Below are 2,500 nucleotides of genomic sequence, written 5' to 3' on the forward strand. Positions count from 1 at the left end.
CTCTCAAATCTCCAACGCCCATGGCAGATAGGGACCGAACTGTCTCACGACGTTCTGAACCCAGCTCGCGTACCACTTTAAATGGCGAACAGCCATACCCTTGGGACCGACTACAGCCCCAGGATGTGATGAGCCGACATCGAGGTGCCAAACACCGCCGTCGATATGAACTCTTGGGCGGTATCAGCCTGTTATCCCCGGAGTACCTTTTATCCGTTGAGCGATGGCCCTTCCATACAGAACCACCGGATCACTAAGTCCTAGTTTCCTACCTGCTTGATCCGTCGATCTTGCAGTCAAGCACGCTTATGCCTTTGCACACAGTGCGCGATGTCCGACCGCGCTGAGCGTACCTTCGAGCTCCTCCGTTACTCTTTAGGAGGAGACCGCCCCAGTCAAACTACCCACCATACACGGTCCCTGATCCGGATTACGGACCTAGGTTAGAACGTCAAGCACGACAGGGTGGTATTTCAAGGTTGGCTCCACTGCAGCTAGCGCCACAGTTTCATAGCCTCCCACCTATCCTACACAGACGAACTCAACGTTCAGTGTAAAGCTATAGTAAAGGTTCACGGGGTCTTTCCGTCTTGCCACGGGAACGCTGCATCTTCACAGCGATTTCAATTTCACTGAGTCTCGGGTGGAGACAGCGCCGCTGTCGTTACGCCATTCGTGCAGGTCGGAACTTACCCGACAAGGAATTTCGCTACCTTAGGACCGTTATAGTTACGGCCGCCGTTTACTGGGGCTTCGATCAAGAGCTTCGCCTTGCGGCTGACCCCATCAATTAACCTTCCAGCACCGGGCAGGCGTCACACCCTATACGTCCACTTTCGTGTTTGCAGAGTGCTGTGTTTTTGATAAACAGTCGCAGCGGCCTGGTTACTGCGACCCTCTTCAGCTATAGCTCGCATGAGCCACCAAAAAGGGTGCACCTTCTCCCGAAGTTACGGTGCCATGTTGCCTAGTTCCTTCACCCGAGTTCTCTCAAGCGCCTGAGAATTCTCATCCTACCCACCTGTGTCGGTTTACGGTACGGTCTGCGTAAGCTGAAGCTTAGGAGCTTTTCCTGGAAGCGTGGTATCAGCGACTTCGCCTTAAAGGCTCGTCTCGGTGCTCGGTCTTAAAGGATCCCGGATTTGCCAAAGATCCAAACCTACCGCCTTTCCCCAGGACAACCAACGCCTGGTACGCCTAACCTTCTCCGTCCCTCCATCGCACTTACGCGAGGTGCAGGAATATTAACCTGCTTCCCATCGACTACGACTTTCGTCCTCGCCTTAGGGGCCGACTCACCCTGCGCCGATTAACGTTGCGCAAGGAAACCTTGGGCTTTCGGCGTGCGGGTTTTTCACCCGCATTATCGTTACTCATGTCAGCATTCGCACTTCCGATACCTCCAGCGGACTTCTCAATCCACCTTCAACGGCTTACGGAACGCTCCTCTACCGCGTACAACCCTGAAGGTTGCACACCCCAAGCTTCGGTTCACTGCTTAGCCCCGTTAAATCTTCCCCGCAGACCGACTCGACCAGTGAGCTATTACGCTTTCTTTAAAGGGTGGCTGCTTCTAAGCCAACCTCCTGGCTGTCTGTGCCTTTCCACATGGTTTTCCACTTAGCAGTGAATTTGGGACCTTAGCTGTGGGTCTGGGTTGTTTCCCTTTTCACGACGGACGTTAGCACCCGCCGTGTGTCTCCCATACAGTCCGTCTCGGTATTCGGAGTTTGCAATGGTTTGGTAAGTCGCGATGACCCCCTAGCCATAACAGTGCTCTACCCCCGAGAGGATACATATGAGGCGCTACCTAAATAGCTTTCGAGGAGAACCAGCTATCTCCGGGTTCGATTAGCTTTTCACTCCTAATCACAGCTCATCCCCGTCTTTTGCAACAGACGTGGGTTCGGGCCTCCAGTACCTGTTACGGCACCTTCACCCTGGCCATGACTAGATCACCCGGTTTCGGGTCTACTGCCCGCGACTATGCGCCCTTATCAGACTCGGTTTCCCTTCGCCTCCCCTATACGGTTAAGCTTGCCACGAACAGTAAGTCGCTGACCCATTATACAAAAGGTACGCAGTCACCCCTTGCGAGGCTCCTACTGCTTGTACGCACACGGTTTCAGGATCTATTTCACTCCCCTCTCCGGGGTTCTTTTCGCCTTTCCCTCACGGTACTGGTTCACTATCGGTCGGTCAGTAGTATTTAGCCTTGGAGGATGGTCCCCCCATGTTCAGACAGGGTTTCACGTGCCCCGCCCTACTCGTCTTCACTGAAATGGCCCTTTCAGATACAGGGCTATCACCTTCTATGGCCAGTCTTTCCAGACTGTTTTCCTAGAACCAAATCAGCTTAAGGGCTAGTCCGCGTTCGCTCGTCGCTACTTACGGAATCTCGGTTGATTTCTTTTCCTCTGGTTACTTAGATATTTCAGTTCACCAGGTTCGCTTCCAGCAGCTATGTATTCACTGCAGGATACCCGCAAGCGGGTGGGTT

At 53.5% G+C, this 2,500-nt stretch carries 1 rRNA gene (running past both ends of the window); it reads right to left on the reverse strand.

The features are described from left to right. A 23S ribosomal RNA gene (locus tag ABRP17_RS08180) occupies nt 1-2,500 on the reverse strand (it extends past both window edges: 260 nt to the left, 124 nt to the right).

The sequence above is a fragment of the Stenotrophomonas sp. WHRI 8082 genome (assembly GCF_040223995.2).
Taxonomy (GTDB): domain Bacteria; phylum Pseudomonadota; class Gammaproteobacteria; order Xanthomonadales; family Xanthomonadaceae; genus Stenotrophomonas.